Source organism: Methylobacterium soli, from assembly GCF_008806385.1.
Lineage (GTDB): Bacteria > Pseudomonadota > Alphaproteobacteria > Rhizobiales > Beijerinckiaceae > Methylobacterium > Methylobacterium soli.
The window spans coordinates 14,589-40,908 of sequence record NZ_VZZK01000010.1 but is presented as its reverse complement, the minus strand read 5'-3'; the positions used below and the strand labels follow the sequence as shown (position 1 = coordinate 40,908).

Genomic DNA, 26,320 nt, shown 5'->3' with positions numbered 1-26,320 from the left:
ACGCTTAGGCCGATCAATGAAAAATTAACTCCGATGGACAGGAGTTGATTCGCATGTCGAAGCGTCTGGCCGCGATGCGCGCCAACCCGAAGGCTGGCTGGACGATCGCGGATGTGGAAGCGCTCGGTGCCGAGTTCGGCATTCTCTGAAAGCCGGGGCGCGGCTCGCATCACCGGATCGGCCACGCATCCCAGGCGGAGAAATTGACGATCCCGGCCAGGCGTCCCATCAAGGCTGTCTATATCCGCGACCTCGTCCGCTTCGTCGAGCAAGTCAGAGCCGCGTCATGAGTCAGCTCACCTACCCGGTCGTGATCACGCCTCTGAGCGTCGAGGAGGGCGGCGGTTTCGCCGCGACCGTGCCGGATCTGCCGGGCTGCATGTCGGACGGCGAGACGCCCGAGGACGCTCTGCACAACGTGCTGGACGCGATCGACTCCTGGATCGAAATGGCCGAGGAACTCGGTCATTCCATCCCCGAACCCTCGATGCGGCGCGCGCAGGCGGCCGGTTAACCCGCGCTTAGGCCAATGGCGCTCTGTTGATCTGCCGACGCCACGGACCCGACATGCTGCGCGAGATCGTCCTCGATACCGAGACCACCGGCACCGATGCCAAGGCGGGCGACCGCCTGATCGAGATCGGCTGCGTCGAGCTTTTGAACCACATCCAGACCGGCAAGGTCTTCCACTGCTACATCAATCCGCAGCGGGCCGTGTCCGAGGGGGCTTTCGGGGTCCACGGCCTCTCGGACGCGTTCCTGGCCGACAAGCCGGTCTTCGCCGAAGTGGTCGACGCCTTCCGGGATTTCTGCGCCGATTCGCGGCTCGTGATCCACAACGCGCCCTTCGATGTCGGCTTCCTCAACATGGAATTCGCCCGGCTCGGGGCGGCAGCGCCCCCGGCGATCGACCTCGCGGCGGTCACCGACACGCTGCTGATGGCGCGGCGCAAGCACCCGGGCGCGGCCAACAACCTCGACGCGCTCTGCACCCGCTACGGCATCGACACGACGCGCCGCACCAAGCACGGCGCGCTCCTCGACGCGCAGATCCTCGCCGAAGTCTACATGGAACTGCTCGGCGGCAAGCAGACGAGCCTCGGCCTCGCTCCCGTCGAGACCGCCGCGGCCGGGCCGGCGCTGACGCAGAGCCCGGAGGGCGCCGTCGCGATCGGGCCGCGCATGATCCGCCCCCGCCTGACACCCACCGAGCGCGAGCAGCACGAGGCCTTCCTGGCGACGCTCGGGCCGAACGCGATTTGGCGCGACTATCTCGGCGAGGACGGCACGGCCTGAGAGCGGCCCGGCCTCCGGTTCGGCATCTCCCGCGCCGCCTCGTTCGCGAGCGGCGGCCGGCGCCCCCTCTCGGGTTTCATCCTGACGCTCGCGGATTCGTGAAAGATGCCCGGCGCGGCCTCTCCCCCTGCGGCGCATGCTTGACCGCGCTCTGCAATCCCGCAATGCAATAGGCCTCTATTGCATTGCACAATGAACCGCCCGTATACCATCCGGGCAGATGGTAGCGGGATGGTCGGATGCTCCAGGTGACGCGGCGGCCGGACAACGCCGCGAAGACCGCCGAGAGCGAGAAGATCACGGTCAATCTGGGCTTCGTCGATCTCGGCCATGTCGATCTCCTCGTCTCCGAGGGGGTCTACGGCAACCGGAGCGACTTTATCCGCACGGCGATCCGCAACCAGATCGAGCGGCACGCCGAGCTGACCCGCCAATCGGTGGCCCGCAAGAGCGTGGAACTCGGCCTGCGCCGGTATCACCGCGCCGATCTCGAGGCGGTCCGGGCTGCGGGACACACCCTCGACATCCGTGTTCTCGGCCTCGCCAGCATCGGGCCCGACGTCACGCCCGAACTCGCCCGCGAGACCATCGCGTCCCTCGAAGTGTTGGGCGGCCTCCAGGCCAGTCCCGAGGTCAAGGCGGCGCTCGCCGACCGCCTTCGCTGACATGCGTCCGTCTCCCGACGTGCCCCGCAGCCGCGCCGCGCGCCTCGACCCGATGAAAGCGACCCCATGACCGATCACTTCCTCCGGAGCACCCAGCACCTCGCCGACATGATCGAGGCGACGCGGCTGACCGGGGTCGGGCGTCTGCAGGAGGCGACCGCTCTCATCCAGCGCAGCTTTCAGGAGCGGCCCGCCGAGGACACGCTCCCCCCCTCGGCCCCCCAATCGGCCCCCCTGAAGGCCGAGCCGGTGGCCGAGCGCCTGCGCGAGACCTTCGACGGGGGCGCGGCCGAGTGGGTGCGCGGCGTCGTGCCGGCGCCGCGCGGCCTGAACGACGATGCGCGCCCCGGCGACCGCGTTCCCGGCAAGGGCGGGTTCGTGGCCCGCAGCTTCGCGAACGGCGAGGGCGCGCGCGATTACAAGCTCTTCATCCCGAGCCGGCCCGCCGCCGCCGCGACCCTGGTGGTGATGCTGCACGGCTGCTCCCAATCCCCCGACGATTTCGCGGCGGGCACCGGCATGAACCGGCTGGCCGAGGCGGGCGGGTTCTTCGTCGCCTATCCGGCCCAGAGCGGGCGGGCCAACGGCCAGAAATGCTGGAACTGGTTCGAGCCCCGCGACCAGGGCCGGGAATCCGGCGAGGCGGCGATCATCGCGGGCCTCACCCGGGCGGTGATGGACGAACACCCGATCGACCCGGCGCGGGTCTACATCGCGGGCTTCTCGGCGGGGGCGGCGGCGGCGGCCAATATCGGCCGCGCCTATCCGGACCTCTACGCGGCCGTCGGGGTGCATTCGGGGCTGGCGGCGGGCTGCGCCCGCGACCTGTCCTCGGCCATGATGGCGATGCAGATGGGCGCGCCGGGCCTTGCCGAGCCGAACGGCTTCGGGGCGCCCGAGGGCCTGCGCATCCCCACCATCGTGTTCCACGGGGACGGCGACGGCACCGTGAGCCCGCGCAACGGCGATCAGGTGCTGGCCCAGGCCGGCATCGCCGGCCTCGCGGCGCGCGAGGAGACCGGCAGCGCGAACGGACATCCCTACACGCGCACCCGCTACGCCGATGCCGGGGGCCGGGTTCTGGTGGAGAGCTGGCTGGTGCGGGGCTCGGGCCATGCCTGGTTCGGCGGCGACCCGGCCGGCAGCTACACCGACCCGCGCGGGCCGGACGCCTCGCGGGCGATGCTCGCCTTCTTCGCCGGGCACCCGCTCGGGGCGGGGCGCGGCCCGGCAGCTTAGACGGCCACGTTGTCGATGAGGCGGGTGCGGCCGAGATAGGCCGCGGCGAGCACCCGGGCCGGGCCCTCGACGCGCTCCAGCGGCGCCAGGGTCTCGGCGTCGCGCACCTCCAGGTACTGCACCGGGCCGAAGCCCGCGGCCGTGAGCTCCGCGACCCCCTCGGCGAGGAGCGGGCCGGCGGCGGCGCCCGCCCGCAGGGCGGCGGCGATGCGGGCGAGCACGGCGTGGAGGCGCGGCGCCACCGCGCGCTCCGCCGCGTCGAGGTAGCGGTTGCGCGAGGACAGGGCGAGGCCGTCCGCCTCCCGGATCGTCGGCACGCCGCGGATCTCGACCCCGAGGTCGAGGTCGCGCACCGCCCGGCGGATCACCTGCAATTGCTGGAAATCCTTCTCGCCGAACAGCGCGATGTCGGGCCGCACCTGGTTGAGGAGCTTCGTCACCACCGTGGCGACGCCCGCGAAGTGACCGGGGCGGACCGCGCCGCACAGCCCCTCGGTGAGCCCCGCGACCTCGATCCGGGTGGAGAAATCCGGCGGGTACATGGTGTCGATCTCGGGCGTCCAGGCGGCGTCCGCGCCGGTCTCGGCGAGCCGGTCGAGGTCGGCCGCGACGTCGCGGGGATAGCGGGCGAAATCCTCGCTCGGGCCGAACTGCGTCGGGTTGACGAAGATGCTCACCACCGCGCGCCGGCCGATCGCCTTGGCGTGGGCCACGAGGGCGAGATGGCCCGCATGCAGCGCCCCCATGGTGGGCACCAGCACCACGCTCTCGCCTTGGCGCCGCCAGGCTTCCACCGCGGCGCGCAGGGCCGCGCGGTCGCTGAAGCGGGTGGGGCGCGCATGGGAGATGGGCGGGTCGATCGGGCGCACGGGCGGGCTCCTTCGGTGCGGGCCGGAGCTTTACGACCGCGCGGCGGCTAGCGGCAATAGGGCCGGAGCGGGCGCCCGTAGGGATCGTCGATGCCGGGCGGGGGCGTCAGGCCGTAATAGCTCGGCTTCGACAGGCCGTAGGCCGACCCGACATAGCTCGGATCGTCGGGCGCGTTGGTCGGCACCGGCACCCGGCGGGGCAGGCAGCCCACGGGCCGCGGCAGGGGGCGGACGAAGCGCGGCGGATCCGAGTCGCCGTCGCTGCGCGGGAAGTAGCGCGGGCTCGCCAGGTCGATCGGGCCCGGCCCGGGCTCGATCAGGTCGGCGGCGCGCGATCCCATGCCCGCGAGGATCAGGCCGAGCGCGAGCGCGCCGCGCCAAGCCCCCGCTCCCCCCGCCCGCATGCGCAAACCCCCGGATTCCGGGCCGAACCCTGGCAAGTCAGGGTGAACGAAGCGTTAACTCACGCGAGCGGGACGATGCGGGCCTCCAGCACGGCCGCGAGGTCGCCCGGGCGCAGGCGGACCTGCAGGCCGCGCCCGCCGCCATTGAGGTAGATCGCGTCGCGGCCCTCGATCGAGCCCGCGTCGATCAGCACGGGCAGGCGGCGCTTCTGCCCGAGCGGGCTGATGCCGCCGACATGGTAGCCGGTGATGCGCTCGGCCTCGGCGGGTTTCAACATGGCGGCGGACTTGCCCCCTTGGGCGGCGGCGAGGCGCTTCAGGGCGATCTCCCGGTCCGAGGCGACGAGGACGCAGACGGGGCGCCCGTCCACCTCCGCCATCAGGGTCTTGAGGATCTCGCCCGGCGCCACGCCCAGCGCCTCGGCCGCCTGCAGCCCGATGCGCGCCGCCTCCGGGTCGTACGCATAGGCGTGCACGCTGTAGGCGATCCCGGCCCGGTCGAGGGCCTGCGTCGCGCGGGTGGTCTTGGACATGGCGGCGCGTCCTGGTCTCGTCGCGGGATCAGCCCGGCCGCGCCGGGCCGTCGAGGGGCGCCAGGCGATCCTCCCGGTCCTCCCGCGTGTGGGCGGCCGGCTCCGTCTCGGGCCGCGAGAGGGCGCGGGCGAGGCGGGCAAGGTCCGGCGTCGCGCCGCCCTCCGGGGCGTAGAGCGCGCGTTCGAGGGCGGCGAGGTCGGCGGCGAGGTCGGCCCGCGCCCGCCAGCGCCGGGCGAGCTCCGGCTCCGCCTGCGCGGCGGCCGCGAGGCGCGCGCGGAATTCCGCCGCGTCGCCGGCGGCGGCCGCGCGGGCGAGGGCGCGGCGATGGCCCGCATCGAGGCGCAGGCTGCGGCGGCCCGCGCCGAAGCCCAGCAGGGCGAGGCCGAGCCCGAAGGCGGCAAGGCCCGCGGCCGCGATCACGGCGGGCGCGGTGGCGGCCGGCATCGGCGCCTCCTCGCGGTCGGGCAGGCCGCCGCCGATCTGGCGGGCCGGGATCTCGGCCTCGCGCATCCGGCGCGAGACCGTGTCGAACCACGGGATCGCGATGGCATCGAGGGGAATGATGTCGTCGATCGCCGGCCGCACGTCCCACTGGTAGGTCGCCTTGGCGATCGGACCCTGCGGCGTGATGATGGTCTCCCGCGTCACCGGTCCCGCGAAGGTGAGAATGCCGCGGGTGCGCATCACCGGGCGGGGCGGCAGGCCCTCGGCCACCATGCCCTGCGCCTCGAGGGTGACGATGCGCCGGGTGGTCTCGCCGATCTTCACGGTCTCGGGATCGGGGTTCCAGGAATCCGTGATCGTGACGTCGCGGGCGGGCAGCCACCAGGGATCCTTGGCGTCCGGCCCCCCGGTCGGCTGCGTCCAGGCCGTCACCGGCAGCGGGATCGGCCCGGAGCGGACATCGATCACCTTGCGCTCCCCGACATCGTTGATGGTCAGGCGGTGGATGAAGGGGTCGAGGACGAAATCGCCCGGGTGGTGGGGAAAGATCGCGATGACCCGGTCGAACGCGATGGCGCTCTGCCCGTCCGGGAGCTTGGTCTTGCTCCAGGCGTCGCGGCCGAGCTGGGTCCAGCTGAAATTGGCGAGCGTCGGCTGCACCACCTCCTCCAGCAGGATCGGCTGCTTGTAGACCCCGTGGATCTTGAGCAGCACCATCTCGCGGGGGTAGGGCGCGGTGTTGCCGTTCAGTTCCGGGCTCACCGTCAGGGTCAGGTCGCCGGGCTCGACGGCGCGCGCCGGCGACAGGGCGCCGGCGACGAGGAGGAGCGCCCCCAGGACGGGACCCCCCAGGACGGGATTCCTTAAGACGGGGCCGAGCCGGCGCGCCACGGGGCGCGTGCTCAATCCGGACCGCGCGCTCACCATGGGTTGCTTCCTGCGGGAATCGCGGTGCCGGCCTCGATGCGCCGGGTCTGCTCGGCCTTGAGGCGCAGCTTCAGGTAGCGGCCCGGATCGTCCGGCAGGGTCTGGAGCCAGAGCCGGTCGGGCCGGATCTCGTGGGCCTCGAAGCTCTTCGTCACCCGGCGCACCTCCCGTTCCGGGGCTGCCGCCACCATGGCGGAGCCCGCGCCCGTGCGCCCGCGCCCCGCCGCGTCGCTCGCCGAGCCGCGGGCCTCGCCGCGGCCGGAATCGATCGCGAGCTGCTCGGCCTTGCCGCGCCGCGCCACCTTGCTGTTGCCGGGCAGCGACGCGCTCGAACTCGCCTCCTTGTTGCCGGCCAGGCCCTCGCCGCTCGAATTGGCCTGGATATCGTCGCTCTGGTCCTGGTTCGTGGTGTTGTTGTAGCGGGCGCCGTACTGGGCGGTGCCGTTGGCGATGCCGCCGCCCTTGCCGCGGTCGATCGCCTCGGCGAGCATCCGGGCCACCAGGGAGCGGTTGGCCTGCGCGTCGGCATCGCGCGGGTTGAACTGGAGGGCGGCATCGTAGGCCTCGATCGCCGCCTGGTAATCGCCGGCCCGCGCCAGCGCGTTGCCGAGATTGTAGGCGTTGCGCCGCCCGCCATTGCGGAAGATCGCGGCGGCCTCCGGGTAGCGCCCGGCCTCGTAGAGGGCGGGCCCGCGCCAGGCGGGATCGTCGAGGATCGCGGCCGCCGCGCCCGGCAGGCCGATCCCCATCAGCAGGCGGCCGAGGCCGGTGCGCGGCTGCGAGACCAGGGCGAGGCCGAGGATCGCGGCCCCGGCGAGGCCGAGCCCGCCGAGCCGGGCCCAGCGCCGCCAGCGCCGCGAGAGGCCGAGGCCGAGCCCCGGCAGCGGTCGGCCACTGATCGCGGCGATGCGTGCCTGGATCATCGGGCGCTCTCCATCGTCACGCGCTCTCCCTCATCACGCGCTCTCCCTCATCACGCGCTCCTGCGGAACAGGACGAGGGCGGGCAGGGCCGCCAGGAGGAGGAGCCAGCGCCCGAGATCGGCGAAGGCCAGCACGGTGTAGCCCCCGGCCGCGAGGTGCTGGGCGGTGCTGGCCCCGACCGCGTCGAGGACGGCGCCCGGGGTGGCGATGTCGGCGGTGAGGCCGCCGCCCGCCCGCACCAGCGTGTCGAGGGCGGCGCGGTCGGGCTTCGGCGAGCCCGGCGGCAGGGCGCGGGCGGCCGGCACGAACAGCCCCTGCAGGTGCCAGCCCTTGGCCCGCATCGCCGCGACCTCGCGCGTCGCCGCCTCGCCGAGCCCGTCGCCGTCGGTGATCAGCACCACGTCGGCGGCCACCACCGCGGCCTCGGACAGGGTGCGCCGGGCCAGCGCCAGGCCGCGCTCGGGGTGGCTGCCGCGATCGGGCACGGTGTCGGCGTCGAGGGCGAACAGCGTCGTGGCGAAGCTGTCGCGGTCGGTGGTCGGCGGAATGGCCAGGTAGGCGTCCCCCGCATAGACCACGAGGGAGACGGAGCGCGTGCCCGCGGCCTCCGCCACCCCTTGCGCGACCTGGCGAACCTCCTTGAGGTTTCCGCCCTCCGCGACCGAGCGGGACAGGTCGATGACGATCACCGTGGCGTCGAGGTTGCGGAAGGTCGCGGCGTCCTGGCGCTCGATCGCGGGCCCGGTCAGCGCCAGGGCGATCAGACCCGCCACGATTGCGGCGGCGAGGTTCGCCTGCCGGCGCCCGCCGAGCACCGCGCCGCGCCGGGCGAGGAGCGCCATCAGGGCCGGATCGACCACCCGGTTCCAATCCCCGAGCGGGGCCGAGCGCCACGCGGCGCGCAGCGCCAGGAGCAGCACCAGCGGGATCGCGGCCAGCCACCAGGGCCGCAGCAGGGCGTAGGCGTCGAGGAGGCTCACGCGCCCCTCCGGGTGGCCAGCAGGCCGGCCGCGCACAGGAAGGCGAGGGCGGCGGGCCAGGGCCAGAGGTCGCGGCGCAGCGGCAGCGGGGGCGCCTTGGCGCGTCCCCCCTCCAGCCCGTCGATGGCGTCGGCCACCGCGATCAGGTCCTCGGTGGTCTTGACCCGGAAGGCCTTGCCGCCGCTCACCTGCGCCATCTCGCGCAGGGTCTCCACATCGACCACGTCCTGCTCGCCATCCGCGTTGGCGAGGTCGCGGGGGCCGAGCGCGATGGTGTAGACCTTGATGCCGAGGTCGCGGGCGAGCTCGGCCACGTCCTGGGGCTTGGTCTGGCCGGCATTGTTGGCGCCGTCCGAGAGCAGGATCACCACCTTGGCGGTGGAGGGCGGAGGCTGGCCGGCGCCGGCATCCTGGCCGGCATCCCTGGGGTCGAGGCGCCGGAGCGCCAGGCCGAGCCCGTCGCCGATGCCGGTGGAGCGCCCGACGAGGCCGATATTCGCCTCTTCGAGCGCATGCGCCACCGTGGCGGTGTCGAAGCTCGGGCTCGCGGCGACATAGGCCTGGTCGGCGAAGATCACGAGGCCGATCCGGTCGCCGGCCCGCCGCCGGATGAAGTCCGACCCGATGCGCTTGACGGCGGTCAGGCGCGACACGGTCTCGCCGTCGAGGGCGAAATCGCGCCGCTCCATCGAGCCCGACAGGTCCATGGCGATCATGATCTCGCGCCCCGAGGCCGGAAGCGCCGTGGCCTGCAGGACGAGGCGGGGCCCCGCCAGCGCCCCCACGAGGGCGGCCCAGAGGGTCCAGGTCAGGAGGGTGCGGCCCCGGCCCCGGCCCGCGACCGGGGCGCTCGTCCGCGCCGCTCCGACCAGGGACGCCGGGACCCGCAGGGCCCCGCTGTTGCCAACGGCCTCGGCCGGCATCAGCCGGGCGGCCAGAAGCGGCAGCGGCAGCAGGATCAGCGCCAGCGGGGCCGCGAGATCGAAGGACGAGGCCAGGGCCGTGAGCCAGCCGGGCATCAGGAGACTCATGCGCTCAGGCCTTGATCCGGGCGAGGAGCCGGGCGAGTTCCGCGTCGACCATGCCGGTCTCCGCCTCCCCCCGGCGCCGGTAGAGCCCGTCGACCAGCACGCGGCCGGCGCCCTGGCCGAAGAAATCCGTGGCGAAGATCCGGTCGAGGCGGGCGGCCCAGGCCGCCCCGCGTTCCGCCGTGGCGGCATCGCCCTCCAGCGTGCGGGCGACCCGGCGCAGCAGGCGGGCCTGCGCCACGAGCCGCGCCTCGGGCGCGAGCGCCCGCGCGGCGTCGAGCTCGCGCAGGGCCGCCCGGCGCAGGCTGGCGCGCCGGCGCCCGCGCAGGGCCCGGGCGAGCCCGACCAAGAGCGCGGCCAGGAAGCCGAGGGCCACCGCCGCCACGATCTCCCCCTGGATCGTTCCGGCCGCGCTCGGCAGGTGCAGCCCGCGCAGCCCGTCCAGGCTGACGGGGAGGTCGGCCGGGTTCATGCGGGCCTCCCCGGGGCGGCATCCGGTTCCGCCCGGACCGCCGCCCACAAGGCTGCTCCGGGCCGCGCGGCGGGCACGCGAGGGGAGGGCATGCGAGGGCAGGGCATGCGAGGGCAGGGCACGCGAGGGAAGGCCACGCGATGGGAGGGCGCTGCCGGGCAGGCATTCCGGCGCGCCGCCTCACAGGATCGCATCGAGGCGCTCCATCAGGGGGGCGTACATCTCGGGCCCGGCCTCGACGTCGAGGCGCAGGCCCTCGATGCCGCGATGGGCGTAGTCGGCCAGGCGGTCATCCGCGTCGAGGCGCTCGGCCCGGTTCGCCCGGACGGTGCCGCGCCGGCCATCCGCGGTGGCGAAGGGGTAGAAGCCCGGCGGGCGGCTGCGCTCGAAGGCATCGCTGACGAGGAGCAGGCGGATCGAGAGGCGCTCGGCCAGGATCGTGAGCAGGCGGTCGAAATCCGGGCCCGGCGCGTCGAGGGCGCTCGCGATGACGAGGTGCCCGCCCGACGGCAGCAGGCTCTGGGCCAGCGTCAGGAGCGCGTCGAGGGGCGTGTCGGCGGTGTCGCTCGCCGCGAGCGCCCGGGCATGGGCGAGGGCCAAGGCCCCGGTGACCGCCGTCATGGCCCGCTCGCCGCTGGCGGGGCGGATCGCCGTCGGCTCGCCGGCGCTGCCGATGACGAGGCCGATGCGGCCGCCGTCGCCGACGACGCGCCAGCCCAGCAGCGTCAGGGCCTCGGCCGCCGCCACCGAGCGCAGCGCCCGGCGGGTGCCGAACAGCATGGAGGGGCGGAAATCGGCGAGCAGCACCACGGCGCGGTCGCGCTCGTCGTGGTGGGTGCGCACGTGCAGGATGCCGGTGCGGGCGGTGGCGTTGCGGTCGATGTGGCGGCGGTCGTCGCCCTCCGACCACAGGCGCACGTCGTCGGGCTCGGAGCCGCGCCCGCGCCGCCGGGTGACGATGCCGCCGGGCAGGCCCGCGAGCGTCCGGGTCGCGGGCGAGACGCCGCGCCGGGCGAGGTGGCGCAAGCCCATCAGGACCTCGCCCGACAGGTGGATGCCCGGGCTCGCGAGGGGGTCGGCTTCGGGGGAGGGCGCCGAAAGGGGGGGCACGGTCAGAGGGCCCGCACCCGCTGCACGAGACCCTCGATGATGCCGCGGGCCGTGCGCCCCTCGGCCGCCGCCCGCCAGGTGAGGCCGATGCGGTGGCTGAGCGCGTCGACCGCGAGGTCGGCGACATCCTCCGGGATGACGTGGTCGCGCCCGTGCAGGTAGGCGCGGGCCTTGCCGGCCACCATGAGGGCGAGCGTGCCGCGGGGCGAGGCCGGATGCTCGATCGCGGCGCGCAGGTCCGGGGCCGCCGCGTCGCTGCGGGTGCCGGCCACGAGGCGCACGAGGTAATCCTTGAGGGCGGGCGAGACGTAGGTCTTCAGCGCGGCCTCGCGCGCCGCCAGGATCTCCTCCACCGTGAGCCGCACCGGCATCGCCTCGGCATGGTGGTTCAGCTCGCCCTCGACGAGGTCGAGGATGCGCCGCTCGGAGGCCTCGTCCGGCATGTCGACGACGACGTGGAGCAGGAACCGGTCGAGCTGGGCCTCGGGCAGCGGGAAGGTGCCCGCGTGCTCGATCGGGTTCTGGGTCGCCACCACCATGAAGGGGTCGGGCAGGGGGTGGGTGTGGCCCGAGACCGTGATCTGCCCCTCCGCCATGGATTCGAGCAGGGCCGACTGCACCTTCGGGGGGGCGCGGTTCACCTCGTCGACGAGGATCAGCGAGTGGAACAGGGGGCCGGGCAGGAACTCGAAGCTGCCGCTGTCCTGGCGCCACACCGTCGTGCCGGTGAGGTCGGCCGGCATCAGGTCGGGGGTGCACTGGATGCGCGCGAAGGAGCCGTCGAGCCCGTCCGACAGGCGCTTGACGGCCCGGGTCTTGGCGAGCCCCGGCGCGCCCTCGATCAGCAGGTGGCCGCCGGTGAGCAGCCCGATCAGGAGGCGCTCGACGAGGCCGGTGCAGCCGATGAGCCCGTGTTCCAGGCCCTCCCGCAGGGCATGGATGCGGGCCCGGAGCGCCGCGTCCGTCCGGCTCGCGGCCGGGGCTTCGGCCCGGGGCCCGCCCGGAGGCGCAGCCGAAGTCGCGCCCGGAGGCGCAGCCAGGGTCGCGCTGCTGGCGCCGCCGCTCATGCGCGCACGCCCATTCCACGGTGATGAACCGGCATCCTGTCCGTCTCCTCAATGGGTTCTTAAGGGACCCTCAAGCGGCCCGGTGTGCCCGTTGCCCGGGGCGGGCGTCAATCCCGCGCCCCATCGAATGGCGCCCCCCGGGCAATTTGCCCGAGGGGGCCCGGGCGCGGCCGGAGCGTCACGGTTCCGTCACGGGCGATCGACATGGAGGCGCCATGAATGGAGGCGCCATGACCGGCCTGCTCGCTTCCCCGCTCCCCGAGACCCTCAATTCCGCGATCAGCCTGATCGTGGCCTTCGTGCTCGGCACCCTGATCGGGGCGGAGCGGCAGTACCGCCAGCGCACGGCGGGCCTGCGCACCAACGTGCTGGTGGCGATCGGCGCCGCCGCCTTCGTGGATCTCGGCATGCGCCTCGAAGGGGCGGCCGGCGGCACCCGCACGGTGGCCTACGTGATCTCGGGCGTCGGCTTCCTCGGCGCCGGCGTGATCATGAAGGAGGGGATGAACGTGCGCGGCCTCAACACCGCCGCGACCCTCTGGTGCTCGGCCGCCGTCGGCGCCTTCGCGGGGGCGGACCTGCCGGTCGAGGCCCTGTTCGTCACCGTGGCGGTGCTGGCCGGCAACACCCTGCTGCGGCCGCTCGTCAACGCCATCAACCGGGCGCCCATCGACGAGAGCGCCTCGGAGGCGACCTACGAGGTCCAGGTGACGACGGCCCCGGAGGCCGCCGGTCCCGCCCGCGACCTCCTGGTCGATCGGCTGGAGGCGGCGAGCTACCCGGTCGGCGGGATCGAGGTGGTGGAGCGGGGCGAGGAGGCCGTCGAGGTGGTGGCGACCCTCGTGGCCACCGCGGTCGAGGCGGCCGAGCTCGACGCCGTGACGGCGGCGCTCGCCCGCGCGCCGGGCATCCGCCACGCCACCTGGTCGGTGCAGACCGCCGATTGAGGATGCGCGGGCGCGAAGACCGCTTCAGACTGGGCCGGCGCGGGGACGCCATCGCGGCCCGCGCCGCGGGAGATCACAGCATGACCGACACGCAGAGAAACGCCCTCATCGTCGGGGCCTCGCGCGGCCTCGGCCTCGGCCTCGTCGAGACCTTCGCGGGGCGCGGCTGGCGGGTGAGCGCGACGCAGCGCTCGGCCTCGCCCGGGCTCGCGCGCCTCGCCTCCGGGACCGTGCGGGTCGAGACCGTCGACATCGACGACGACGCGGCGGTCGCGGCCCTGCACGAACGCCTCGCGGGGGAACGCTACGACCTCGTCTTCGTGGTGGCGGGCGTCGCCACCCAGGCGCACGCGCCCCTCCACGCGGTGCCGCGCGAGGTGGCCGCCCAGGTCTACCTCACCAACGCGGTGAGCCCGATCCGCTTCGCCGAGACCTTCGCGGACCGGGTGGCGCCGGGCGGCCTCATCGCCTTCATGAGCTCGGCCCTCGGCAGCGTCGCCCTGAACGAATCCGGCGGCTTCGAGACCTACCGGGCCAGCAAGGCCGCGCTCAACACCTACGCGCGCAGCTTCGCGATCCGCCACCGCGCGGCGGGGTTCGGCGTGCTCCTGCTGCATCCGGGCTGGGTCCGCACCGACATGGGCGGCGCCGAGGCCGATCTCGACGTCGCCACCAGCGCCGCCGGCATGGCGGACGTGATCGAGGAGCAGCTCGGCCGCGCGGGCATCGCCTACCGGGATTACCGGGGCGAGACCCTGGCCTGGTAGCCCGGGCTCAGCGGCGCCCGTCGAAGGGCGGGCGGCCGCGGCGCTCCACCACGACGGGCGGGCGGGTGCGGCGCTCGACGATCACCGTGCGCGGCGCCCGGTTCGGGGCGGACGGGCTCAGGATGCGCTCGGGCGCCCGCTCGAAGCGGGATTCGGGCTTCGGCCGGGGCGCGGCCAGCACGTGCGGGCGGATCTCGTCGGCGGTGAGGCCGATCAGGCCGGCCGCGATCTCGACCTGCTGCTCCACGTCGTCGGCCAGGTCCTGCGCGGCGGCCACCGCCTCGGCGATCGTCGGCGGCTCCCGCCGAACCCGGATCGGCGGCAGATCGGCGTGGGATTTCGAGGGCTTCTTCACGGCGCGGCTCACGATCGGCATGGCGCGAACATAATGCATCGCGTCAAATTGTGCACTGCATCAGAACGCAGCCGTCCCGTCCCTGCAGAGCAATGGTCGGGATCGATGCAGGATGCATTCCAGGGTCCGGCTCGCTATCGCAGAGGTTGAATTCGGCACGATCGTACGGTTCCTACCGCGCCCGGGTCGCGCGGCCTCGCCATTCCGGCCGGTCGAACGCCCGTCTCCCGACCCCGAGCCAGGGCCTGCGGCGCGTCGTCGCAACGGGGCCGGGGCGCATCGGCGATTGCCGCCGACCGGAGGCTCGCGATACCGTCACGCCGATGCAAAACCCCACGAAGACCGATCCCGCCCCCCGCGACGCGCGCCTGACGCCGGGCCGGCCGGATCTCGCCGACAGCGCGCTGGCGGGCGCGGTCGCGGCGGAGCGCTACGTCGCGCCGGAGCCTGCGCGGCTCGTCGCCCCCGCGGCGCCCCTGCGCCGCGAACCCCGGGAGGGAGCCGCCATCGACACCGAGGCGGTGATGGGCGACGCGGTCCGGGTCTACGAGGTGCGGGACGGCTTCGCCTACGTGCAGCTCGTCCATGACGGCTATGTCGGCTATCTCCCCGAGGCGAGCCTCGGCCCGGCCGACCCCGCGCCGACGCACCGGGTGCGGGCGCTGCGGACCTTCCTGTACCCGGCCCCCGACCTGAAGCGGCCGCCCCTCGGGCATCTCGGCCTCGGCGCGGCCCTCCCGGCCCTCGACCAGGAGGGCGATTACCTGCGCCTGCCCGGAGACCGTTTCGTCTTCGCGCCCCATTGCGAGGCATCGGACTGGCGCGCGCCCGATTATGCCGGGACCGCCGAGCGCCTCGTCGGCACCCCCTATCTCTGGGGCGGGCGCACCAGCCTCGGCCTCGATTGCTCCGGCCTCGTCCAGCTCGCCCTCGATCTGGCGGGAATTCCCTGCCCGCGCGACGCCGACCAGCAGGAGCGCGCCCTCGGCACCGCCCTGCCGCTCGAAACCGAAGCCTTGCGCCGGGGCGATCTCGTGTTCTGGCGCGGGCATGTGGGGCTGATGCTCGACCACGAGCGGCTGATCCACGCCAACGGCCACCACATGGCGGTGGCGGTGGAGCCCCTGCGCGTCGCCGCCGCCCGCATCCGCGAGACGAGCTACGGTGCCGTCACGAGCCTGCGGCGCCTTGATGCCGCCCAAGACCTTGGTCCGTCGGGGCGGATTTCATGAGCCCGATGACCATTCGCGCGGTGCGGCCCGACGATTTCGCGGCCTGGCTGCCCCTGTGGCAGGGCTATCAGGCCTTCTACCGCGTCGCGATTTCACCCGCGACGACCGAGGTCACCTGGGCGCGCCTGCTCGATCCGGCCGAGCCGATGGCCGCCGCCCTCGCGTGCCACGAGGACGGGCGGGCGCTCGGCTTCGTCCACACCATACGGCACCGCTCCTGCTGGACGATCGGCGATTACTGCTACCTGCAGGACCTGTTCGTCGCCCCGGAGGCCCGCGGCCTCGGTCTCGGCCGCGCCCTGATCGAGCATGTCTACCGGGAGGCGGCGGCCTCGGGCTGCTCGCGCGTGCACTGGCTGACGCACGAGACCAACCAGGAGGCGATGCTTCTCTACGACCGCATCGGCGACCGCTCGGGCTTCATCCAGTATCGCAAGCAGTTCTGAACGGGGCGGGCGCTCCGGGCCGCGAGGACGCGACAGTCACGCGAGTCCAGCCCGCCGAACACGCGGCCGGATCGCACGCGGCGGAGGCCCGTTACGGCTTGCGGAGGCGATGGACCTGCCAGGTCAGCATCATGCTCGACGCCATCAAGGCGGCGTGCAGCAGGTGAAGAAGCGGCCCGTCGTGCATCGGCTCGATCCTGCGGACCTGTCGGTCCGGGAAAGCCATCGCCCACGCAACAACCAGGCCAATGACCGGCGCGGCGCACGGGCAGACCATCCTTCCGCCGACCCGCGGACCCTGTCCGCCAGGAGCGCGCCGCCGGGGCCTTAAGCCGCGGCCGGGGCGGCGAGGGCGAACGCCTTGGCCGAGAGCAGGCGCGTCAGGGTCGCGAGGAGGTCGGTCTGGGTGATGATCCCCAGGATGCTCCGGTCCTCGGCCGTGACCACGACCGCGTGCGTGTGACCGTCGCTCAGGGCGGCGACCAGCTTGACCACCGGCTCGTCGGGTCGGGCCGTCCTGGCCTTGGACATGGCCTGCGCGATCCGCACGTCGCCGCGCAGCGTCAGCTCGCGCAACCCGACCGTCCCGGCGAGCCGGCCGGCGCCGTCCACCACGGGCAGCGTCCGGATATTATGCGCGAGCAACAGGTCCCGTGCCCGGTCGGCGCTGCTGTCCAGCCCGATGGTCACGACATCGCGCGACATGACCTCGCTGCAGGTGAGATCGCCCTGCGTGCGCACGAGGGCATGCTGTTCGACCTGATGGAGCAGCCGGTCGAGATCGGCCCGGTCGATGTCCAGGGTCTCGTCGAGCGCGACCAGCGCGGCATCGACGTCTTCCGGCTTGAAGCCGACCCGGATCGGGGCGGGCAAATCCGCCGTGCCATGGGTGTTCACCGGTGCCGCGACGGGAACGTGCGGATAATTGCGGCGCGAGATCTTGTGGAACGCGATGCCGAGGGCGACCAGGATCACCGAGTTGATGCAGACCGGAAACAGCGGGAACAGGAAGCCCGCCGAGGTCACGGCCGGGCCGCCGATGAGCGCCGTCAGGGCGGCGGCGCCCCCGGGAGGGTGAAGCGAGCGCGTGACCGACATCGCCGCGATGGCCAGCGACACGCCGACCCCGATGGCCATCACGGGATCCGGGATCCAGTGGGCGGCCAGCACGCCCATGAACGCCGAGATCGTATTGCCCCCGATGATCGGCCAGGGCTGGGCGAGCGGGCTCGCCGGCACGGCAAACAGGAGAACCGCCGAGGCGCCCATCGGCGCGACGATCAGGGGGATATGCGGCCCCTGGCCGAAGAACCACCCGCAGATCAGGCCGGTGAGCGTGATGCCGGCCAGGGCGCCCAGGCAGCCGACCATGCGCTCGCGCAGGGTCGCACCCGCCAGGATCGGCCTGAACAGCCGGAATCGGGATGGGGTCCGGGCTTGTGGTCCTGTGCCGATGGTGTTGGACATCCGGCGCGTCCTCCGCTGACTCGAACCGTCTACGCCGCAGGCATCTGCTGAAATTCTCGGCGCAGCGTACTGGTATACCAGATACCTGTTTACGACTCGCCGCCGGAATTGCAACATGCCTGGGCGCCCTGCCCGTCTGCGAGGCATCGCGGAGCGAGGCAAGCGGCCAGGGAGACCGCGGGACATCGCGGTCCGGGCGCGGATTCGTGCCGCCGACGGGTGCCGCCGACAGCCTCGAAGCGGTGAGGGTTCTTGCCGCCAGGCGCGGATGGCCCGCCCCGCGCGGCGGGCAGACGGACCTGTCGCTGATCAACGCGCCAGATCGGGAATCGGCCGCCACGCGGCGAAGACGCCCTGCGGAGCGGGCCTCCGGGAGGAGGGGCGGGCGTGTCGCGAAAAGGATCCGCGACCGGCTCCGGGTCGATCCTGAGCCCGGAGCCGGTCGCGGCATGGCAGGCTCAGAACAGACCCTCGATCTGGCCGCTCGCGTCGAGGCGGATCGTGTCCGAGGCCGGGACGCGGGGCAGGCCCGGCATGGTCATGATCTCACCGCAGATCACCACCACGAACCCGGCGCCCGCCGAGAGGCGCACGTCGCGCACCCCGATGATGTGGCCGGACGGCGCGCCCATCAGGGCAGGGTCGGTGGAGAACGAGTACTGGGTCTTGGCCATGCAGACCGGCAGGTGGCCGTAGCCCTCCTTCTCGAAGGCCACGAGCTTGGTGGCCGCCTTCGACTCGATCTGGATGTCGGCCGCGCCGTAGAGCTTGGTCGCGATGGTCTTGATCTTGTCGGTGAGCTTGGTCTCGATCTCGTACGTGTACGTGATGGCGCCGGGCTCGCCTTCGCTGAGCTTGACGACGGCCTGCGCCAGCGCCTCGGCGCCCGCGCCCCCCTCCGCCCAGTGCTTGCAGGTGATGGCCTCGACGTCGAGCTTCTCGCGGCAGAGCGCCTTCAGCCGGTCATGCTCCGCGTCGGTGTCGGCGTGGAAGTGGTTGACGCCGACGACGACCGGCAGGCCGAAGCCGCGCACGTTGCTGACGTGGCGGGCGAGGTTGGCGAAGCCGCGCTCCAGGGCCTCGATATTCTCGGAGCCGAGGTCCTTCTTGTTGACGCCGCCGTGCATCTTGAGGGCCCGGACGGTGGCGACGATGACCACCGCCGAGGGCTTGAGCCCGGCCTGGCGGCACTTGATGTCGAGGAACTTCTCGGCCCCGAGATCGGCGCCGAAGCCGGCTTCCGTCACCACGTAATCGCCGAGCTTGAGGCCCGCGCGGGTGGCGATCACCGAGTTGCAGCCATGCGCGATGTTGGCGAAGGGGCCGCCATGGATGAGGGCCGGGTTGCCCTCGAGCGTCTGCACGAGGTTCGGCTGCAGCGCGTCCTTGAGGAGCACCGTCATGGCGCCGGTGGCCTTCACGTCCTTGAGCGTCACGAGCTTGCGGTCGCGGGTCTCCGCGATGACGATGCGGCCGAGGCGCTCCTCAAGGTCGTCGAGGTCGCGCGCGAGGCAGAACACCGCCATGACCTCCGAGGCCACGGTGATGTCGAAGCCGTCCTCGCGCGGGAAGCCGTTGGCGACGCCGCCGAGGGATTGGTTGATGGCGCGCAGAGCCCGGTCGTTCATGTCGACGACCCGGCGCCAGAAGATGCGCCGCACGTCGATGTTGAGCTCGTTGGCCCAGTAGATGTGATTGTCGATGAGCGCGGCCGCCAGGCTGTGCGCCGCCGTGATGGCGTGGAAGTCGCCCGTGAAGTGCAGGTTGATCTGCTCCATCGGCACGACCTGGGACTTGCCGCCGCCGGCCGCCCCGCCCTTCATGCCGAAGCAGGGGCCGAGCGAGGGCTCGCGCAGGCACATCACGGTCTTCTTGCCGATGCGGTTCAGGGCGTCGCCGAGGCCGACCGTCGTGGTGGTCTTGCCCTCGCCGGCGGGCGTCGGGCTGATCGCCGTCACGAGGATCAGCTTGCCCTCGGGCTTGGATTCCAGCGCCTTGATGTAGGCGTGGTCGATCTTGGCGATGTGCTTGCCGTAATTGTGCAGCGCGTCATCCGGGATGCCGAGGCGCTCGGCGACCTGGCTGATCGGCTTCAGGGTCGCCGCGCGGGCGATCTCGATATCTGAGGGCATGGTTTCCTCACCTCGTGGCACGACAGGATCGTGTGGCGTCCATTCTGGGCCACGGGACATCGCGCCTCGGGGATCGGCGGCCGGCCGGGGCCGGGACCGGGAACGCGCGAGAGGTCACCGCGGGGCTCGCCGGCTTTTGCCGTGCGAATGTCGTTGGGCCAAGGGCCAAGCCTGATCCATCGCCGCACTTTGCGCGATGGCGGGGGGAAATGCGCGTCGAAATTTTTCAACGCGCGCGCAAATTTTCGTTCTTGCGCGCGGGGTCCGCGCCGTCCTGCTCAGTCCGTGCTGCTCAGCCCGTCATGGCCGTCGCGGTGTAGCCGGCCTTCGTCAGGGCCTCCGCGACGACGAGGCTCTGGACGCAGGTCGTCACGGCGACGCGGCCGCGCTCCAGGTCGACCGCGACCGTCGCCTCCGGGTCGAGCCGCTGGATCGTGCGGCGCACCGCCTCGGTGCAGCCGGCGCAGGTCATGCCCTCGACCCGCATCAGAAGCTCGGTTCGGATCTCGTCCATGCGGTGGTCTCCGGTCTCGGAACGGCGAGCCGGGGAAGTCTATGTCACAGTTCGGAGAAATCCACCCAGAAGGGGCCCCGGTGCCTTGCCGGGGCCGTGACCCTCGGCGACAACCGATGCTGCCCCGATTCGCCGCCGCCGGCCCGTTCGCCGCGACCGGCTTCGCGGGCACCCGTCCCGCGTATCGAGGGTGTTGAGCTTATCCGATGGCCCGGATCTTCGGCCGGCGTGGCAGCCTGGTGGCTCTCGGCATCCTCGGGCTCATCGCCCTTGCGCCGCTCGCCGCCTACTCGCCGATCCTCGCGCTGGTCGCGCTGGCCCTCCTGGCATGCCTCGCCACGGGCCTCGCCCATCGCCGCGCCACGGCGCTGGCGGCGCGCTGCGACAAGCTCTCGGGGGAGATCGACGTGCTCTCTAAGCGCCTGCTCCGGGTCGAGGGCGCCGCCAAGGCGGGCGCGCTTCCGGCCCCGGGCGCCGACGCGGCCTCGCTGGCGGCGGGCGTCGAGGAGGTCACGGTGGAGATCGGCCTCCTGAGCGGCATCGTGCGCGACCTCGCGGCCGTGGTGGCCACGCAGGACGGCGAGCTCGCCCGGCTGAAGGCCTTGGCCGAGGCTCCCCAAGCGGCGCAGCCCGTTTTGATGCCGGCGCAGCCCATCCTGGCGCCCGTCGTCCCGGCCGCGCCCCCGGTCGCGGCGCCGGCCCCCCATCCGCCGACGCCCCGGCCGATGCCGCCGCGGCGCGACCCCGAGCTCTTCCTGGGCGCCGTGATCGAGGTGGCACCGCCGGCGGATCAGGAGCAAGCGCGCGAGGCCGCCCTGATCGCGGCCTTCGACGCGGAGGGGCTCGAGGTCCATCTCCAGCCCATCGTCACCCTGCCGCAGCGCAAGGTCGCCTCCTATGAGGCCCTGGCGCGCCTGCGCGTCGCGGGGGAGGTTCTGGCGCCGGAGGCGTTCCTGCCGGTGCTGGAGCGCCACGGCCGCACCACCGACCTCGATCGGCGCATGCTCCAGCGCGTCGCCACCATCGCGCGCCACCTCGCGGGCCGCGGCAGCGAGGCGGCGGTGGGCTACGGCCTCTCGCCGCTCTCCCTCTACGAGCCGGGCTTCCTGCGCGGGCTGGCCCGCCTCGTCGCGGCCGAGCCGGGCCTGGCCGGACGCCTCGTGGTGGCCCTGCCGCAGGCGAGCTGGCGCAACCTCGACGCCGAGCAGACCGGGGCGCTCGCGGCCATGCGGGGCAAGATCGGCTTCATCCTCGACCGCCCGACGGATCTGCGCTTCGACGCCCTCTCGCTCGCCGAGCGCGGCGTCACGCAGGTGAAAGCCTCGGCCGACCTGCTGCGGCAGGCCTCCGCCCGCCAGAACCTGTCGGACATCGCCATCGAGGACCTCGTGGCGGCGCTCGCGCGGGCCGGCATCCGCCTCGTGGCCACCGCCGTCGAGCGCGAGACCGACGTGCCCGACCTGATCGACCTCGACGTGCCCTTCGCGCAGGGCGGCGTCTTCGCGGCGCCCCGCGCGGTGCGGGCCGACGTGCTCGTCCCGCCGGCCCCCGCCCAGGCGGCGCCGGCCGCCGCGCCCACGGCCCCCGAGGAGCCCGAGCCGCCGCCGCAGCGGCGCCCCTTCCGCGACTTCCTGCGCCGCGCGAGCTGAACCCCGGCGTTGCTTTCGCGGGCGCGCCCGCCTAACCCGGCCGCCGCATCGCAGCCGCAGGACCCCTCATGACGCGCCCTCTCTCTGCCGGGATGACCCCCGCCGGACCCGTGCCCACCCTCGCGGGCTTCGCGGAGATCGCCGCGCGCTACGACCTGATCCTGTGCGACGTCTGGGGCGTGCTGCACGACGGCACCAACGGCCACCGGGCGGCGGGCGAGGCCCTGATCCGCTTCCGGGCGCTGGAAGGCGCGCGTCCGCGCCGGGTCGTGCTGGTCTCGAACGCGCCCCGCCCCTGGGCCGGCGTGCAGCGCATCCTCGACGGGTTCGACGTGCCCCGGGAGGCCTACGACGCCATCCTGACCTCGGGCGACCTCACCCGCGACCTGATCGCCGAACGCCCCGGCGCCCGGATCTACCATCTCGGCCCGGAGCGGGATGCCGGCATCTTCGAGGGCCTCGACCTGGAACTGGTGGAGGAGGGGGCGTCCGATCTCGTCGTCTGCACCGGCCTGTTCGACGATGCGCGCGAGACCGCCGCGGATTATCGCGACAGCCTGGCGCGGCTCCGGGCGCGCGCGGTGCCGATGATCTGCGCCAATCCCGATCTCGTGGTGGAGCGCGACAAGCAGCTCATCCCCTGCGCGGGCCTGCTCGCGGCGGCCTATGCGGAGATCGGGGGCGCGGTGGTCTATGCCGGCAAGCCCCACCGGCCGGTCTACGAGGCGGCGCTCGCCAAGGCGGCGGCCCTCGACGGTCTCGGGGCGCCCGACCCCGCCCGGGTGCTCGCGGTGGGCGATGCCCTGCGCACCGACATCGCGGGGGCGAACGCGTTCGGGATCCCGTGCCTGCTCGTGGCCCGGGGCATCCACGCGGAGGAGCTCGGGGTCGTGGCCGAGCATGACAGGCTGGGCGACGTGGCCGAGTGGCTGAGTCGCCAAGACGTGCGCCCGGACGCGGTGATCGAGCGCCTGGCCTGGTGAGCCGGGCGTCCGGCCCGGATCGGCTCAGGCGAACAGGGCGTCGATATCGTCCTGCGAGGTCGCCGGGCCGTCGATCTGCGGCCCGTTGAGGAGCAGCACGTCGGCTCGCTTGCGGCGCTCGGCCTCGGTCGGATCGTAGCCCGCCTCGTCGCGCGCCTTCACGGCGCTGGCGAAGCGCGCGAGGCGCAGCTCGAGCTGGCGCAGGGCCTCGACGACCTTGGAGATGCGCTGCCCGGTGATGTCCTGGAAGGCGCAGGCCTCGAAGATCTCGTAGATATGCGCCTCGACGTTCTCCCGGTAGGACGCATCGTGGGGCAGGCTCAGCATCGACTCGGCCGAGGCCATGATCTGGTTGGTGGCGCCGGCGGTGGCGGCCAGCACGTTGCCGAGTTCCTCGTGCGCCATGGGGATGCGGTCACGGGTGAGCTCGTTGGCGCGCAGCGCCGCGATCTCCTGGCGGAGGTGGCTGATGTAATCGGCGATCTCGACCAGCTCGTTGATCACGCGCGGCGAGGCCGGCTCGGCAGCCGGAATCCGTGGCTTGCGGGCGAATTTCATCGGCACGCTACTCCCTGCACGCCGGCGTCGCGCCCGAGCGGCGCCGGTATTCCTTCTCGTCGCGGGCCTCCGGGGTGGTTCCCGCCTGCAGGCCGCGCTCGCGAGCCGTCCGGGCGCCGATCAGGCGCCGCAGACCGCCTCGATCTTGGTCTTGAGGGTGGCGGCGTTGAACGGCTTGACGATGTAGTTGTTCACGCCGGCCTTCTTGGCCGCGATGACGTTCTCGGTCTTCGACTCGGCCGTGACCATGATGAACGGGGTGGTGCGCAGGCCCTCGTCGGCGCGGACGTGGCGCAGCAGCTCGTAGCCCGTCATCGGCTCCATGTTCCAGTCGGAGATGACGAGGCCATACTTGCGGCTCTTGAGGCGGGCGAGGGCCGCGGTGCCGTCGGAGGCGTCGTCGACCTCTTCGAAGCCGAGCTGCTTCAGAAGGTTGCGGATGATGCGGACCATCGTCTGATAATCATCGACGACGAGGATCGGCATGCTGAGATCGAGGGCCATGGGTGGTCTGCTCCGTCTACAGGGCCGGTGCGGCGGCGGCCCCCGATGCATATTGCGGGAGGCACCACCTCCTCGCGGCGCCTCGTGCCTCCGAAATTACGCGACACTGAATTTCAAACCGGTTAACTGCGCACGGAACCGCACCAGACCTTGCGTAACCCGCCCTGCCGCCCCGGCGCGGGCGCCTCGCTTGACCCTCCGGGCGCTTTTCGACAGGGTCCGCCGCGCGCGAAACCGCCGGCCGTATCCGGGCCCGATCCCCTTGCAAGCTTCATGAGTTCGATGTCGTCAGGCGACGAGAGGACGGCACGCCCCTTCACGGTGTGCCGCGAGGATGAGCCGGTCCCGCCGCAGCTCACGGGGGCCATCGCGGCGATCGGCAATTTCGACGGCATCCACCAGGGCCACCGCGTCCTGGTCGAGGCCGTGCGCGAGACCGCCGCGGCCCTGGGCCGGCCGGCCGTCATCCTCACCTTCGAGCCGCATCCGCGCGCCTATTTCGCCCCCGGCCAGCCGATGTTCCGCCTCACCGGGCCGGGTGCCAAGGAGATCGTCTTCCAGCGCCTCGGCCTCGACGGGCTGATCGTGCGCCGCTTCGATGCGGCCCTCGCGGGCACCGGCGCGCGGGACTTCGTCGCGCATCTCCTGAAGGGGGAGCTCGGGCTCGCCGGGGTGGTGATCGGCCACGACTTCCATTTCGGGCGGGGGCGCGAGGGCACCCCGGCGCTGCTCGCCGCCCTGTGCCGCGAGGCGGGCCTGAGCTGCCGCATCATCCCGCCCGTCTCCCTCGCGGCGGAGAGCCTGCCGGTGTCGTCGAGCGGGATCCGGGCGGCGCTGGCGGCCGGGGACATCGACCGGGCCAACGCGCTGCTGGGCTATCGCTGGTTCGTGCAGGCGCCGGTGCGCCACGGCGACAAGCGCGGGCGCACCCTCGGCTACCCCACCGCCAACATGGCCCTGCCCGATTGCGGGCTCGCCCACGGGATCTACGCCGTGCGGGTGCGCCTGCCCGACGGCACGATCCGCGACGGGGTCGCGAGCTACGGGCGGCGCCCGACCTTCGACGACGGGGCGCCCCTCCTCGAGGTCAACCTGTTCGACTTCTCGGGGGATCTCTACGGGCAGGCCATCGCGGTGGAGTTCGTGGCCTATCTGCGCGGCGAGGAACGCTTCGCCAGCGCCGAGGCGCTGATCGCCCGGATGGATGTCGACGCCGCCGAGGCGCGGGCGCGCCTGGCGCGCGACAGGGTGCCGTCGATCCTCGATTGAGGGGCGGGGCCCCTCAGCGGCTCGCCGGATCCGTCGCCGTCATGGACGCGGCGAGCTGCTGCGCCACCTGGCGCAGGCCGGTCTGGTTGCGGGTGCCGCTCACCGCGTAGGACGAACCGCCCGCGGTCCAGTAGGCCGTGGTGCCGTCGCTCGATCCGGTGACCTCGTTCGGGCGCCCGACGGTCCGGCGGTGCGTCGCGAAGAGCTCGATCGGGCCGAGATCGCCCGCGTTGATCGCCACCTCGACTCCGGCGCCGCGATGGGCCGGGAAGACCTGCACGTCCCGCACCGTCCAATCCGCCGGCAGGTCGGGCAGGCGGATGCCGGTGGCGGCCTCGATATCGGCCCGGTCATAGGCCGGCGTGGCGCGCTGCGAGATCATCCGGGCCCGGATCTGCGCGGTCTGACGGGCCTGCTCCGCATCCTCGATCAGGGTCGGGTCCACCGGGGACGCGAAGGTATCGGGCACGCCGAAGCCCCCGACCTCCGCGTGCGCCAGCCAGCCGGCGCCGACCAGGATCGTGATCGCCGCGACGCGTCGGAGGCGCGAGGCCACCTGGCGCCAGCGCAGGTTCCGGTCGAGCCGGCGCGCCGCGATACGGTTGCGTTCCGGGCCGGGCCCCGGATGGCGGGCGAAGGCCTCCCGCAGGGCGTCGCGATCGTGCAGCTCGGCCATGATCTGGGCCGCCACCTCGGGGTGGCGTGCGAGATGCGCCTCCACGTCGAGGCGCCGCATCACGTCGAGCTGTCCGTCGACATAGGCGGTGAGATCGGTGTCTGTAATCGGGTCGACCATGTCGCCACGTCCTATCGTCGTCGCACGTATATCTCGTATCATCGCGATCTGTTGCAGGGGGAGGCCCGGGGTCCCGCAAAGGACTGCCGATCTCGGCCTGCGGTCCGGGATTACTGGGTCCCGAAAGCCCGGTTCTCGTAGGCGGGCGGGCCGTCGCCGGGCGAGTGGCCGTCCCGCGAGACCAGCCGCAGGTGCGGCCGCTCCGGGCCGCCGCGCGGCTCCGCCGCCTTGCCGGCGCGCTCGCCCTCCTCGAAGGCCCGGAGCGCCGCCCGGCCGCGGCCGAGCCGCGACATCAGGGTGCCGATCGGGATGCCCAGCACGGCCGCCGCATCCGCGTAGGCCATGCCCTCGAGGGTCACGAGGTGGAGCGCGGCGCGCTGCTCCTCCGGCAGGGTCAGGAAGGCCTCGCGGATCTGCGCGAGCCGGACTTGCCCCTCCTGGGCGGGGGGCGCCACCTCCTCGCTCATCTGCACCAGCACGTCGGCGTGGCGCGCCTCGACGCGCTTGCGGCGCTGGTCGTCGATGAAGACGTTGTGCAGGACCGTCATCATCCAGGTCCGCAGATTCGTGTTCGGCCGCAGGGTCGCCTGCGACTCGAGGGCGCGCACGAGGGTGTCGTGCACCAGATCGTCCGCCCGGAGCGTGTCGCGGGTGAGGGAGCGCGCGTAGCGCCGCAGCGGCACCAGCAGATCGACGATGTCGGGTCGCTTCGTCTTGTCGGCCATCATACAGGTGCCAACGCG

The 26,320-nt window shown here is 73.1% G+C and carries 29 protein-coding genes; 11 read left to right on the top strand and 18 right to left on the bottom strand.

The features are described from left to right. Positions 1-286: 286 nt before the first annotated feature. The 4 genes from F6X53_RS11770 to F6X53_RS11755 all read left to right on the top strand — a co-directional run bounded on the left by F6X53_RS11770 (position 287) and on the right by F6X53_RS11755 (position 3,200). Positions 287-514 carry a type II toxin-antitoxin system HicB family antitoxin gene (locus F6X53_RS11770; protein ID WP_151000218.1) on the top strand — a complete coding sequence of 76 codons (228 nt, stop codon included), beginning with the start codon at positions 287-289 and terminating at the stop codon, positions 512-514. A gap of 53 nt (positions 515-567) precedes the next feature. After that, positions 568-1,296: a DNA polymerase III subunit epsilon gene (gene dnaQ / locus F6X53_RS11765; protein ID WP_151000217.1), complete on the top strand. Its 729-nt coding sequence runs from the start codon at positions 568-570 to the stop codon at positions 1,294-1,296. A gap of 239 nt (positions 1,297-1,535) precedes the next feature. Then, positions 1,536-1,961 carry a CopG family transcriptional regulator gene (locus tag F6X53_RS11760; protein ID WP_151000216.1) on the top strand — a complete coding sequence of 142 codons (426 nt, stop codon included), beginning with the start codon at positions 1,536-1,538 and terminating at the stop codon, positions 1,959-1,961. Between the two features lie 66 nt (positions 1,962-2,027). Then, positions 2,028-3,200, top strand: a complete 1,173-nt coding sequence (locus F6X53_RS11755) for an extracellular catalytic domain type 1 short-chain-length polyhydroxyalkanoate depolymerase (protein WP_151000215.1) — start codon at positions 2,028-2,030, stop codon at positions 3,198-3,200. Here the strand turns inward: F6X53_RS11755 and panC are convergent. From panC to F6X53_RS11705, 10 genes are all read right to left on the bottom strand, one after another. Then, positions 3,197-4,060, bottom strand: a complete 864-nt coding sequence (gene panC / locus F6X53_RS11750; RefSeq protein ID WP_238297729.1) for a pantoate--beta-alanine ligase — start codon at positions 4,058-4,060, stop codon at positions 3,197-3,199. The genes F6X53_RS11755 and panC overlap by 4 nt on opposite strands. A gap of 56 nt (positions 4,061-4,116) precedes the next feature. Continuing rightward, a complete protein-coding gene (locus F6X53_RS11745; RefSeq protein WP_151000214.1) occupies positions 4,117-4,473 on the bottom strand; it encodes a hypothetical protein in 357 nt (118 codons plus the stop codon). 59 nt (positions 4,474-4,532) lie between these two features. Further along, on the bottom strand, positions 4,533-5,006 hold the full coding sequence (gene ybaK / locus F6X53_RS11740; RefSeq protein WP_151000213.1) for a Cys-tRNA(Pro) deacylase: 474 nt from the start codon (positions 5,004-5,006) through the stop codon (positions 4,533-4,535). A gap of 28 nt (positions 5,007-5,034) precedes the next feature. Next, complete coding sequence (locus tag F6X53_RS11735; protein ID WP_151000212.1) at positions 5,035-6,378, bottom strand: BatD family protein; 1,344 nt, start codon at positions 6,376-6,378, stop codon at positions 5,035-5,037. Then, positions 6,372-7,301: a tetratricopeptide repeat protein gene (locus F6X53_RS11730; RefSeq protein ID WP_151000211.1), complete on the bottom strand. Its 930-nt coding sequence runs from the start codon at positions 7,299-7,301 to the stop codon at positions 6,372-6,374. The genes F6X53_RS11735 and F6X53_RS11730 overlap by 7 nt, the downstream gene beginning before the upstream one ends. Before the next feature lie 50 nt (positions 7,302-7,351). Continuing rightward, a complete protein-coding gene (locus tag F6X53_RS11725; RefSeq protein WP_151000210.1) occupies positions 7,352-8,281 on the bottom strand; it encodes a VWA domain-containing protein in 930 nt (309 codons plus the stop codon). Continuing rightward, the gene (locus tag F6X53_RS11720) at positions 8,278-9,300 is read right to left on the bottom strand and encodes a VWA domain-containing protein (RefSeq protein WP_151000209.1); all 1,023 of its coding nucleotides are present in this window, start codon (positions 9,298-9,300) and stop codon (positions 8,278-8,280) included. The genes F6X53_RS11725 and F6X53_RS11720 overlap by 4 nt, the downstream gene beginning before the upstream one ends. 16 nt (positions 9,301-9,316) lie before the next feature. Next, positions 9,317-9,781 (bottom strand): DUF4381 domain-containing protein, encoded by a 465-nt coding sequence (locus tag F6X53_RS11715; protein ID WP_151000208.1) that lies wholly within the window; start codon positions 9,779-9,781, stop codon positions 9,317-9,319. Between the two features lie 180 nt (positions 9,782-9,961). Then, on the bottom strand, positions 9,962-10,813 hold the full coding sequence (locus F6X53_RS11710) for a DUF58 domain-containing protein (protein WP_151000337.1): 852 nt from the start codon (positions 10,811-10,813) through the stop codon (positions 9,962-9,964). A gap of 80 nt (positions 10,814-10,893) precedes the next feature. Then, complete coding sequence (locus tag F6X53_RS11705) at positions 10,894-11,958, bottom strand: AAA family ATPase (protein WP_244965557.1); 1,065 nt, start codon at positions 11,956-11,958, stop codon at positions 10,894-10,896. A 230-nt stretch (positions 11,959-12,188) separates the two neighbouring features. Here F6X53_RS11705 and F6X53_RS11700 point away from each other — a divergent pair, with 230 nt between their 5' ends. Together F6X53_RS11700 and F6X53_RS11695 are read left to right on the top strand one after the other, a co-directional pair. After that, a complete protein-coding gene (locus F6X53_RS11700) occupies positions 12,189-12,905 on the top strand; it encodes an MgtC/SapB family protein (RefSeq protein ID WP_151000207.1) in 717 nt (238 codons plus the stop codon). An 80-nt stretch (positions 12,906-12,985) separates the two neighbouring features. Beyond that, entirely contained in the window at positions 12,986-13,672 is a 687-nt protein-coding gene (locus F6X53_RS11695) for an SDR family oxidoreductase (protein WP_151000206.1), read from the top strand. 7 nt (positions 13,673-13,679) lie between these two features. Here F6X53_RS11695 and F6X53_RS11690 read toward each other — a convergent pair whose 3' ends face one another. Further along, positions 13,680-14,048 carry a hypothetical protein gene (locus F6X53_RS11690; protein WP_151000205.1) on the bottom strand — a complete coding sequence of 123 codons (369 nt, stop codon included), beginning with the start codon at positions 14,046-14,048 and terminating at the stop codon, positions 13,680-13,682. Positions 14,049-14,350: 302 nt separating this feature from the next. Here F6X53_RS11690 and F6X53_RS11685 point away from each other — a divergent pair, with 302 nt between their 5' ends. Both F6X53_RS11685 and F6X53_RS11680 read left to right on the top strand, forming a co-directional pair. Beyond that, on the top strand, positions 14,351-15,259 hold the full coding sequence (locus tag F6X53_RS11685; protein ID WP_151000204.1) for a C40 family peptidase: 909 nt from the start codon (positions 14,351-14,353) through the stop codon (positions 15,257-15,259). After that, a complete protein-coding gene (locus F6X53_RS11680) occupies positions 15,256-15,705 on the top strand; it encodes a GNAT family N-acetyltransferase (protein WP_151000203.1) in 450 nt (149 codons plus the stop codon). Before F6X53_RS11685 ends, F6X53_RS11680 begins: the two co-directional genes overlap by 4 nt. Before the next feature lie 327 nt (positions 15,706-16,032). Here the strand turns inward: F6X53_RS11680 and F6X53_RS11675 are convergent, their stop codons facing one another. From F6X53_RS11675 to F6X53_RS11665, 3 genes are all read right to left on the bottom strand, one after another. Beyond that, the gene (locus tag F6X53_RS11675) at positions 16,033-17,172 is read right to left on the bottom strand and encodes an HPP family protein (RefSeq protein ID WP_191970807.1); all 1,140 of its coding nucleotides are present in this window, start codon (positions 17,170-17,172) and stop codon (positions 16,033-16,035) included. Positions 17,173-17,630: 458 nt separating this feature from the next. Further along, positions 17,631-19,304: a formate--tetrahydrofolate ligase gene (locus F6X53_RS11670; RefSeq protein ID WP_151000202.1), complete on the bottom strand. Its 1,674-nt coding sequence runs from the start codon at positions 19,302-19,304 to the stop codon at positions 17,631-17,633. Between the two features lie 292 nt (positions 19,305-19,596). Further along, the gene (locus tag F6X53_RS11665; protein ID WP_151000201.1) at positions 19,597-19,818 is read right to left on the bottom strand and encodes a heavy-metal-associated domain-containing protein; all 222 of its coding nucleotides are present in this window, start codon (positions 19,816-19,818) and stop codon (positions 19,597-19,599) included. A 206-nt stretch (positions 19,819-20,024) separates the two neighbouring features. Here F6X53_RS11665 and F6X53_RS11660 point away from each other — a divergent pair, with 206 nt between their 5' ends. After that, entirely contained in the window at positions 20,025-21,467 is a 1,443-nt protein-coding gene (locus tag F6X53_RS11660) for an EAL domain-containing protein (protein ID WP_151000200.1), read from the top strand. A gap of 68 nt (positions 21,468-21,535) precedes the next feature. Beyond that, positions 21,536-22,450 carry a TIGR01459 family HAD-type hydrolase gene (locus F6X53_RS11655; protein WP_151000199.1) on the top strand — a complete coding sequence of 305 codons (915 nt, stop codon included), beginning with the start codon at positions 21,536-21,538 and terminating at the stop codon, positions 22,448-22,450. A 24-nt stretch (positions 22,451-22,474) separates the two neighbouring features. Here F6X53_RS11655 and F6X53_RS11650 read toward each other — a convergent pair whose 3' ends face one another. After that, a complete protein-coding gene (locus F6X53_RS11650; protein WP_151000198.1) occupies positions 22,475-23,008 on the bottom strand; it encodes a protein phosphatase CheZ in 534 nt (177 codons plus the stop codon). 120 nt (positions 23,009-23,128) lie between these two features. Beyond that, the gene (locus F6X53_RS11645; protein WP_151000197.1) at positions 23,129-23,512 is read right to left on the bottom strand and encodes a response regulator; all 384 of its coding nucleotides are present in this window, start codon (positions 23,510-23,512) and stop codon (positions 23,129-23,131) included. A gap of 282 nt (positions 23,513-23,794) precedes the next feature. Here F6X53_RS11645 and F6X53_RS11640 point away from each other — a divergent pair, with 282 nt between their 5' ends. Beyond that, positions 23,795-24,781 (top strand): bifunctional riboflavin kinase/FAD synthetase, encoded by a 987-nt coding sequence (locus tag F6X53_RS11640; protein ID WP_151000196.1) that lies wholly within the window; start codon positions 23,795-23,797, stop codon positions 24,779-24,781. 13 nt (positions 24,782-24,794) lie between these two features. Here F6X53_RS11640 and F6X53_RS11635 read toward each other — a convergent pair whose 3' ends face one another. Both F6X53_RS11635 and F6X53_RS11630 read right to left on the bottom strand, forming a co-directional pair. Beyond that, the gene (locus tag F6X53_RS11635; RefSeq protein WP_151000195.1) at positions 24,795-25,577 is read right to left on the bottom strand and encodes an anti-sigma factor family protein; all 783 of its coding nucleotides are present in this window, start codon (positions 25,575-25,577) and stop codon (positions 24,795-24,797) included. Between the two features lie 110 nt (positions 25,578-25,687). Continuing rightward, the gene (locus F6X53_RS11630) at positions 25,688-26,305 is read right to left on the bottom strand and encodes a sigma-70 family RNA polymerase sigma factor (RefSeq protein ID WP_151000194.1); all 618 of its coding nucleotides are present in this window, start codon (positions 26,303-26,305) and stop codon (positions 25,688-25,690) included. Positions 26,306-26,320 lie beyond the last annotated feature (15 nt).

What these genes read in the sequence shown, in the direction of transcription:
- F6X53_RS11640 (WP_151000196.1), top strand. Translation starts at nt 23,795, where the DNA reads ATGTCGTCAGGCGACGAGAGGACGGCACGCCCCTTCACGGTGTGCCGC.
- ybaK (WP_151000213.1), bottom strand. Translation starts at nt 5,006, where the DNA reads ATGTCCAAGACCACCCGCGCGACGCAGGCCCTCGACCGGGCCGGGATC.
- F6X53_RS11755 (WP_151000215.1), top strand. Translation starts at nt 2,028, where the DNA reads ATGACCGATCACTTCCTCCGGAGCACCCAGCACCTCGCCGACATGATC.
- F6X53_RS11745 (WP_151000214.1), bottom strand. Translation starts at nt 4,473, where the DNA reads ATGCGGGCGGGGGGAGCGGGGGCTTGGCGCGGCGCGCTCGCGCTCGGC.
- F6X53_RS11650 (WP_151000198.1), bottom strand. Translation starts at nt 23,008, where the DNA reads ATGAAATTCGCCCGCAAGCCACGGATTCCGGCTGCCGAGCCGGCCTCG.
- F6X53_RS11720 (WP_151000209.1), bottom strand. Translation starts at nt 9,300, where the DNA reads ATGCCCGGCTGGCTCACGGCCCTGGCCTCGTCCTTCGATCTCGCGGCC.
- F6X53_RS11655 (WP_151000199.1), top strand. Translation starts at nt 21,536, where the DNA reads ATGACGCGCCCTCTCTCTGCCGGGATGACCCCCGCCGGACCCGTGCCC.
- F6X53_RS11710 (WP_151000337.1), bottom strand. Translation starts at nt 10,813, where the DNA reads ATGGGCTTGCGCCACCTCGCCCGGCGCGGCGTCTCGCCCGCGACCCGG.
- F6X53_RS11760 (WP_151000216.1), top strand. Translation starts at nt 1,536, where the DNA reads ATGCTCCAGGTGACGCGGCGGCCGGACAACGCCGCGAAGACCGCCGAG.
- F6X53_RS11645 (WP_151000197.1), bottom strand. Translation starts at nt 23,512, where the DNA reads ATGGCCCTCGATCTCAGCATGCCGATCCTCGTCGTCGATGATTATCAG.
- F6X53_RS11670 (WP_151000202.1), bottom strand. Translation starts at nt 19,304, where the DNA reads ATGCCCTCAGATATCGAGATCGCCCGCGCGGCGACCCTGAAGCCGATC.
- F6X53_RS11630 (WP_151000194.1), bottom strand. Translation starts at nt 26,305, where the DNA reads ATGATGGCCGACAAGACGAAGCGACCCGACATCGTCGATCTGCTGGTG.
- F6X53_RS11735 (WP_151000212.1), bottom strand. Translation starts at nt 6,378, where the DNA reads ATGGTGAGCGCGCGGTCCGGATTGAGCACGCGCCCCGTGGCGCGCCGG.
- F6X53_RS11770 (WP_151000218.1), top strand. Translation starts at nt 287, where the DNA reads ATGAGTCAGCTCACCTACCCGGTCGTGATCACGCCTCTGAGCGTCGAG.
- F6X53_RS11705 (WP_244965557.1), bottom strand. Translation starts at nt 11,958, where the DNA reads ATGAGCGGCGGCGCCAGCAGCGCGACCCTGGCTGCGCCTCCGGGCGCG.
- F6X53_RS11685 (WP_151000204.1), top strand. Translation starts at nt 14,351, where the DNA reads ATGCAAAACCCCACGAAGACCGATCCCGCCCCCCGCGACGCGCGCCTG.
- F6X53_RS11660 (WP_151000200.1), top strand. Translation starts at nt 20,025, where the DNA reads ATGGCCCGGATCTTCGGCCGGCGTGGCAGCCTGGTGGCTCTCGGCATC.
- F6X53_RS11680 (WP_151000203.1), top strand. Translation starts at nt 15,256, where the DNA reads ATGAGCCCGATGACCATTCGCGCGGTGCGGCCCGACGATTTCGCGGCC.
- F6X53_RS11730 (WP_151000211.1), bottom strand. Translation starts at nt 7,301, where the DNA reads ATGATCCAGGCACGCATCGCCGCGATCAGTGGCCGACCGCTGCCGGGG.
- dnaQ (WP_151000217.1), top strand. Translation starts at nt 568, where the DNA reads ATGCTGCGCGAGATCGTCCTCGATACCGAGACCACCGGCACCGATGCC.
- F6X53_RS11665 (WP_151000201.1), bottom strand. Translation starts at nt 19,818, where the DNA reads ATGGACGAGATCCGAACCGAGCTTCTGATGCGGGTCGAGGGCATGACC.
- F6X53_RS11715 (WP_151000208.1), bottom strand. Translation starts at nt 9,781, where the DNA reads ATGAACCCGGCCGACCTCCCCGTCAGCCTGGACGGGCTGCGCGGGCTG.
- F6X53_RS11635 (WP_151000195.1), bottom strand. Translation starts at nt 25,577, where the DNA reads ATGGTCGACCCGATTACAGACACCGATCTCACCGCCTATGTCGACGGA.
- F6X53_RS11675 (WP_191970807.1), bottom strand. Translation starts at nt 17,172, where the DNA reads ATGTCCAACACCATCGGCACAGGACCACAAGCCCGGACCCCATCCCGA.
- F6X53_RS11695 (WP_151000206.1), top strand. Translation starts at nt 12,986, where the DNA reads ATGACCGACACGCAGAGAAACGCCCTCATCGTCGGGGCCTCGCGCGGC.
- F6X53_RS11690 (WP_151000205.1), bottom strand. Translation starts at nt 14,048, where the DNA reads ATGCCGATCGTGAGCCGCGCCGTGAAGAAGCCCTCGAAATCCCACGCC.
- F6X53_RS11700 (WP_151000207.1), top strand. Translation starts at nt 12,189, where the DNA reads ATGACCGGCCTGCTCGCTTCCCCGCTCCCCGAGACCCTCAATTCCGCG.